Annotated in this window: 6 protein-coding genes; 5 read left to right on the forward strand and 1 reads right to left on the reverse strand. The window is 70.6% G+C overall.

Annotated features, from left to right (window positions below):
• On the reverse strand, positions 1-1,132 hold a 1,132-nt coding region (locus ACLFOB_RS13370), incomplete at its 3' end, for a PHP domain-containing protein (protein WP_410926393.1).
• A 189-nt stretch (positions 1,133-1,321) separates the two neighbouring features.
• On the opposite strand from ACLFOB_RS13370, the gene ACLFOB_RS13375 reads away from it, so the two are divergent.
• The 5 genes from ACLFOB_RS13375 to ACLFOB_RS13395 all read left to right on the forward strand — a co-directional run.
• A complete protein-coding gene (locus ACLFOB_RS13375) occupies positions 1,322-2,851 on the forward strand; it encodes an ABC transporter ATP-binding protein (protein WP_410926394.1) in 1,530 nt (509 codons plus the stop codon).
• A 147-nt stretch (positions 2,852-2,998) separates the two neighbouring features.
• Positions 2,999-4,084, forward strand: coding sequence for an ABC transporter permease (locus tag ACLFOB_RS13380; protein ID WP_410926395.1), 1,086 nt, complete (start codon positions 2,999-3,001; stop codon positions 4,082-4,084).
• Positions 4,084-5,007 carry an ABC transporter permease gene (locus ACLFOB_RS13385; protein WP_410926396.1) on the forward strand — a complete coding sequence of 308 codons (924 nt, stop codon included), beginning with the start codon at positions 4,084-4,086 and terminating at the stop codon, positions 5,005-5,007. Before ACLFOB_RS13380 ends, ACLFOB_RS13385 begins: the two co-directional genes overlap by 1 nt.
• Before the next feature lie 58 nt (positions 5,008-5,065).
• The gene (locus tag ACLFOB_RS13390; protein ID WP_410917167.1) at positions 5,066-6,145 is read left to right on the forward strand and encodes a BMP family ABC transporter substrate-binding protein; all 1,080 of its coding nucleotides are present in this window, start codon (positions 5,066-5,068) and stop codon (positions 6,143-6,145) included.
• 185 nt (positions 6,146-6,330) lie between these two features.
• Positions 6,331-7,295, forward strand: a 965-nt coding sequence (locus tag ACLFOB_RS13395) for a cryptochrome/photolyase family protein (protein WP_410926397.1), incomplete at its 3' end; no start/stop codon positions are given.

A 7,295-nucleotide genomic window follows, 5' to 3' on the forward strand; every position in this document is an offset into this window, starting at 1 on the left:
GCGCATAGGCCACCAGGCTGCCCGCGCCGGAGCCGCGGCCGGGGCCGACGGGGATATCCCGCGCCTTGGCCCACTTGATGAAATCGGCGACGATCAGGAAGTAGCCGGGAAAGCCCATCCCCTCGATGATGCCCAGTTCGAACTCCAGCCGCTTTTCATAGTCCTCCACCGGGGCTGCGTGCGGGATCACGGCAAGGCGCGCGGCCAGCCCCTCCTTCGCCTGGCGGCGAAGCTCCTCCACCTCGTCCTCGGCGAAGCGGGGCAGGATCGGGGCGCGCTTCTCGGCGGCATAGGCGCAGCGGCGCGCGATCTCGACGGTGTTCTCGATCGCCTCGGGCAGATCGGCGAAGAGCGCCGCCATCTCCTGCGGGGTCTTGAACCGGTGCTGCGGCGTCAGGCGGGGACGCGGGGCGGACTGGTCCACATAGGCGCCCTCGGCGATGCAGATCAGCGCGTCGTGCGCCTCGTAGTGCTCTTCCTTGACGAAATGCACGTCGTTGGTGGCCACCAGCGGCAGGTCCATGGCGTAGGCCATCTCGACGAAGCCGCGTTCGGTCGCCTGTTCGGGCGCCCAGAGCCCGCCCTCCTCGGGATGGCGCTGAAGCTCGACGTAAAGCCGCGTCGGGAAGGCCGCGGCAAGACGGCGGATCAGCGCCTCGGCCTCCGCGCGCTTGCCCTCCTGCAAGAGGCGCCCGGCCGGCCCGTCCGGCCCGCCGGTCAGGCAGATCAGCCCCTCCGCGTGGCGCTCCAGCTCTTCCACCGTGACATGCGCCGGCGCGCCGTCGCCGCGCAGGTAGAGGCAGGAGTTGAGCTTCATCAGGTTCATGTAGCCCGCCTCGGACTGCGCCAGCAGGACGATGGCGCCGGGGCGGTCGAGGCTCTGCCGCTGACCCGGCCGCTCCTCGCGCGGCAGCGCGACGGGCACCTCGCAGCCGATGATCGGCTGGATACCGGCGCCTATTGCCGCAACGGAAAACTCCAGCGCACAGAACATGCTGGCAGTGTCGGTCACGGCGACGGCCGGCATTCCGGCCGCATGGCAAAGCTCCGGCAGCTTCTTCAGCCGGACGGCCCCCTTGAGCAGCGAGTATTCGGTATGCAGGCGAAGGTGGACGAAGCGCGGCTCTGTCATGGCACGAACCTATCCCGCCCGGAGTCGCCGCACAATCGGCGACCCCGGGTCTGTCGGCGAAGCCCCGCCACCGCCCGTTCCGCAGGCAACCGGAACACGGCCGGGCGGGCGACCACACCGCGCCGATTGCGGAGCGACGCCGGCATCGGCTAAAGCGGGGCGGTGGCGCGATCGGGGGACGGCGGCGGCATGGAGGACAGGGGCGAGACGGTACTGCGCCTTGACGGGCTCACCAAGGCCTATCCCGGCGTGCTGGCCTGCGACGGCATCTCCTTCGAAATCGGGCGCGGCGAGGTCCACGCGCTGCTTGGCGAGAACGGCGCGGGCAAGTCCACGCTGGTCAAGATGATCTACGGCCTCGTCGCCCCGGACGCAGGGCGGATGACGCTGCTGGGCCGGCCCTTCGCGCCCCCCGACCCAAGTGCGGCGCGGCGCGAGGGCGTCGCGATGGTGTTCCAGCACTTCTCGCTCTTCGATGCGCTGACGGTGGCCGAGAACATCGCGCTTGGCATGGAGGACGCGCCGCCGCCGCGCCGGCTGGCGTCGCGCATCCGCGAGGTGTCCGAGCTTTACGGCCTGCCGCTCGATCCCTTCCGCACCGTGGGCACGCTGTCGGCCGGCGAACGCCAGCGGGTCGAGATCGTGCGCTGCCTGCTACAGGACCCGCGCATCCTCATCATGGACGAACCCACCAGCGTTCTGACCCCGCAGGAGGTCGAGATCCTGTTCGAGACGCTGCGCAGGCTCGCGCGCGAGGGGACCGCGATCCTCTACATCAGTCACAAGCTCGAAGAGATCCGCGCGCTTTGCGACGCAGCCACCATCCTGCGGCGGGGCAAGGTCGTGGCCACCTGCACGCCGTCCGAGACGACGGCGCGCGAGATGGCCGAAATGATGGTGGGTGCGAGCTTTGCCGCGGTCGAGCGCGCCCCGCGCGACACCGGCGACGTGATGCTGGAAGCGCGCGGCGTCTCGGCGCCCGCACCGGGCGCCTTCGGCACGCCGTTGCGCGACATCTCCTTCGCGCTGCGCGCGGGCGAGGTGCTGGGCCTGGGTGGCGTGGCCGGCAACGGGCAGGACGAGTTGCTGGCGGTGCTGGCAGGCGAGCGGACGCTGCCGCGCGGCATGCTCTTTCTCGACGGAGAGGACATCGGGCGCACCGGCCCGCAGGCGCGGCGCGCGAAAGGCCTGGCCACGGCGCCGGAAGAGCGGCTGGGCCACGCCGCCGCGCCCGAGATGAGCCTGACGGAGAACGCGCTGCTGACGGCCGCGCGGCGCCGCGGCCTGCTGCGCCGCGGCTTCATCGACTGGGCGGCGGCGAAGGGCTTTGCCGAGGAAGTGATCGCCCGCTTCGACGTGCGCACGCCGGGACCGCAGACGGCGGCGCGCGCGCTGTCGGGCGGCAACCTGCAGAAGTTCGTGATCGGCCGCGAGATCGCGCAGGCCCCCCGCGTGCTGGTCGTGAACCAGCCCACTTGGGGCGTGGACGCCGCCGCCGCGGCCGCGATCCGGCAGGCACTGCTGGACATGGCGGCGAAGGGCGCGGCGATCCTCGTCATCAGCCAGGATCTCGACGAGCTTTTCGAGCTGGCCGACCGCTTCGGCGCGCTGGTCGGCGGGCGGCTGAGCGAGATCCGCCCGATGGGCGAACTGTCGATCGAGCGCATTGGCCTGATGATGGGCGGTGCGCACGACATGGAGGTGGCGCATGTCGGCTGAGCGGAGCGCGCCAGAGCGACCGATGCGCCCGGGATCGCCGGTGCATGGGTATTTTCGGACCATTGAAAGGACGCGGGCGGGGCGCGCGAAGAGGGACCGCAGGGGACCGATGAGCGCGCCGGACGCGCGCGCCGCGGGGCCGCGCAGGTGATCGCGCTGGAGAAGCGGCCGCAGCCCTCGCGGCTCTGGCGTGCGGCGACGCCGCTGCTGGCCGTGGCGCTGACCATGCTGGCGGGCGGCGCGATGTTCGCCGGACTGGGGGCCGATCCGGTCGCCGCGATCCGCGTGATCTTCTGGGATCCGCTGTTCGATCCCAGCTTTGCCGCCTACGCGCGGCCCCAGCTTCTGGTGAAGGCCGGTCCGCTCATCCTGATCGCCATCGGCCTTGCCATCGGCTTTCGCGCGGGCGTGTGGAACATCGGGGCCGAGGGGCAGTACATCGTCGGCGCGATCTGTGGCGCGGGCGCGGCGCTTGCGCTCTACCCGGCAGAGACGCGGCTGGTCTTTCCCCTTGCCGTGATCGCGGGGGCGCTGGGCGGCTGGGCCTGGGGCATGATCCCCGCGCTGCTCAAGGTGCGCTTCGGCACCAACGAGATCCTCGTCTCGCTCATGCTGGTCTACGTCGCCGAGTCGATCCTCGCCTCGGTCAGTTCGGGGCTGCTGAAGAACCCGGAAGGCCGGGGCTTTCCGGGCTCGCGAAACCTTGCGCAATGGGACGCGGTCGCCAACCGCGAACTGATCGCGGGAACAGGCATGCACTGGGGGGTCGTCGCGGCCTTCGTCGCGGTGATCGCGGCCTACGTGCTGATGAGCCGGCACATCCTGGGCTTTCAGGTGCGGCTGTCGGGCGAGGCGCCGCGCGCGGCGCGCTTCGCGGGCGTGGTGCCGGCGCGCATCGTGCTTTTCTGCCTGGGACTTTCGGGCGCGCTGGCCGGCATGGCGGGGTTTTTCGAGGTCGCGGGCCCGGCGGGGCAGATCAGCATCGACTTCGGCTCGTTCTACGGGTTTACCGCGATCATCGTGGCCTTTCTCGGCCGGCTGCATCCGGTGGGCATCCTGCTGGCCGGGCTGCTCATGGCGCTGACCTACATCGGCGGCGAGCTTGCGCAGCTGACGCTGGGCCTGCCAGCGGCGGCGATCCAGCTCTTCCAGGGGATGCTGCTGTTCTTCCTGCTGGGGGTGGACGTGCTGACCAACTACCGCCTGCGTCTTGGCCGGAAGGAGGCCGCCTGATGGACCTGAGCGCGATCCAGCCCGCGATCCTGATCGCCTCGCTGATGGTGTCTTCCACGCCCATCCTGCTCGCCGCGCTTGGCGAGATGGTGGTGGAGCGCGCGGGCGTTCTGAACCTGGGTGTCGAGGGGATGATGATCGCCGGCGCGGTCGCGGGCTTCGCCGTGGCGATCAACTCGGGCAATCCTGCGCTGGGGTTCCTGGGCGCGGCGGCGGCGGGGGCGGCGCTGGCGCTGGCCTTCGCGGTGCTCACGCAGATCCTGCTGTCGAACCATGTCGCGACGGGCCTGGCGCTGACGCTGGCGGGGCTGGGTCTGTCGGCGCTTGTGGGCAAACCCTACGAGGGGATGAAGGCCCCCAGGCTGCCGCGGCTCGACCTGGGCCCGCTGTCGGATCTGCCGGTGGTGGGGCGGATGCTGTTTTCGCACGATGCGATGGTCTATCTCAGCCTCGCGCTGGTCGCGGGCGTCTGGGCCTTCCTGCGCTACACGCGCGCGGGGCTCATCCTGCGCGCCGTGGGCGAAAGCGCCGAGGCCGCGCATGCGCTGGGCTACAGCGTGATCCGGGTGCGGGTGCTGGCCATCCTTTTCGGCGGCGCGCTGGCCGGGCTGGGGGGCGCCTACATCAGCCTCGTGCGGGTGCCGCAGTGGACCGAAGGCATGACCGCCGGGGCGGGCTGGATCGCGCTGGCCATCGTGGTCTTCGCCTCCTGGCGGGCGGGTTGGGTGCTGGTGGGCGCCTACCTTTTCGGCGGCGTCACCGTTCTGCAACTGAACCTGCAGGCCGCGGGTGCCATCGTGCCGGTCGCGCTCTTGTCGGCTTCTCCCTATCTGGTAACGATCCTCGTGCTGGTGATCATTTCGGCCCGGGGGCTGCAGGGCGCGCCCGCTGCGCTCGGCCGCAGTTTCCACGCCTCGGGCTAGACCGGGGCGCCCGCCGCGGCACCGCGGCGCGACAAGAGCAACAGAAGGGGGGCATCCCATGCATCGCAGAACGCTTCTTTCCACCGCCGCCGCGCTGGCGATGGGCCTTGGCCTGCCGGCCGCGGCGCAGGACGATCCGATGAAGATCGGCTTCATCTACGTCGGTCCCATCGGCGACGGCGGCTGGACCTACACCCACAACGAGGGCCGCCTTGCCGTCGAGGAGCACTTCGGCGACGCCGTCGAGACCGTCTATCAGGAAAGCGTGCCCGAGGGCGCGGATGCGGTCCGCGCGATGACGCAGATGGCGCTCTCCGGGGCGGACATGATCTTTGCAACCTCATTCGGCTACATGGATCAGGTTCTGGAGGTGGCGGAGCGATTCCCGGACGTGAAGTTCGAACACGCCACGGGCTACAAGCGCGCTGACAACGTCGCGACCTATTCCGCGCGCTTCTACGAGGGCCGCGCGGTGCAGGGCCACATCGCCGGTCGGATGACCGAGACGGACACCGTGGGCTACATCGCCTCCTACCCGATCCCGGAAGTGATCCGCGGCATCAACTCGGCCTACATCCACGCGAAGAAGGCGAACCCGGACGTCGAGTTCCGCATCGTCTGGGCCTACACCTGGTTCGATCCCGCGAAGGAGGCCGATGCCGCCACCGCACTGATCGAGCAGGGCGCCGACGTGATCCTGCAGCACACCGATTCGACCGCGCCGCTCGCGGCAGCGGAATCGGCCGGCGGCGTGATCGGCTTCGGGCAGGCCTCCGACATGGCCGAATACAAGCCCAGCCCGCGCGTCTCCTCGATCCTCGACGTCTGGGGCCCCTACTACATCGACCGCGTGCAGGCCGTGATGGACGGCACCTGGGAGAGCCAGGACACCTGGCATGGCATCGGCGAGGGCATGGTCGGCATCGGCGAGATCACCGACGCGGTACCGGCGGAGGTCCGCGAAGAGGCGCTGGCGCTCAAGGAGTCGCTCGCCTCGGGCGAATACCATGCCTTCACCGGCCCGATCAACCGGCAGGACGGCAGCGCGTGGCTGGCCGAGGGCGAAACCGCCGACGACGAAACGCTGCTGGGCATGGACTTCTACGTCGAGGGGCTGAGCGGCGACATTCCGGACTGACGCGCAGCCGCCTGTGCGTCCTGTGCCGCGGTGACGGCCCGTGCCGCGATCACGGTCGGGGCGCGCCTTTTGGCGCGTCCCCTTCTGCGGGAGTACAGGCGCGCAACAGAGGCTCCCTGCGCGGCCCTTTGAACGGGACGCGAATGCGCTAACTGGCCCGGCATGGAAATGCGAGGCCCGGCCAGGTGACAGACCATTCCCCGATTCTTCTCTGGTTTCGGCGCGACCTGCGGTTCTCGGACCATCCTGCCTTGCATGCGGCGGCGCGTGAGGGCCGGCCCCTGATCCCGGTCTTCGTGCGCGATCCGGTGGTCGACGGGCTGGGCGCCGCACCGCGGTTCCGGCTCGGGCTGGGGCTGGACAGTTTCGCGCGTGCGCTGGAGGACCGCGGCAGCCGGCTGATCCTGCGGTCGGGCGAGGCGCTGGACGCCCTGCAGGCGCTGGCCCGTGAAACCGGCGCCGGCGCGGTTTGGTGGACGCGTGCCTATGACCCCGAAAGCATCGCCCGCGACACGGCCGTGAAGGCCGCGCTGAAGGAGGATCGCCTCGACGCCCGCAGCTTCGGCGGCCACCTGATGTTCGAGCCCTGGACCGTCGAGACGAAGCAGGGGGGCTTCTACAAGGTCTACACGCCCTTCTGGCGGGCCGTGCGCGGGCGGGAGGTGGACGCGCCGCTGCCGGCGCCGGGCCGCCTGCCCGCGCCCGAAACATGGCCCGGCAGCGAGCGGCTGCAGGACTGGCGCCTGGGCGCGGCGATGGACCGCGGCGCGGCGGTGGTGGCGCCCTACGCCCGCGTCGGAGAACGCGCCGCGCAAGGTCGGCTGGGGCATTTCATGGCGCAGATCGTCGAGGGCTACGCCGAAGGCCGCGACCGCCCGGCGGAGGACGGCACCTCGTGCCTCAGCGAGAATCTCAGCCTGGGCGAGATCAGCCCGAACCAGTGCTGGCACGCCGCGCGGCGCGCGATGGAAGAGGGCAAGGCGGGCGCCGAGACCTTCCTGCAGGAGCTCGTCTGGCGCGAGTTCGCCTATCACCTGATGCACCATACGCCGCGGCTGACCTCGGCCAACTGGCGCGAGGAATGGGATGCCTTCCCCTGGTCGGAAGACGAGAGCGCCGCCAAGGTGCGCGCCTGGAAACAGGGGCGCAC

Origin of the sequence: Rhodosalinus sp. (genome assembly GCF_046542825.1) — a bacterium.
In the GTDB taxonomy this organism is placed as follows: Bacteria; Pseudomonadota; Alphaproteobacteria; order Rhodobacterales; family Rhodobacteraceae; genus Rhodosalinus.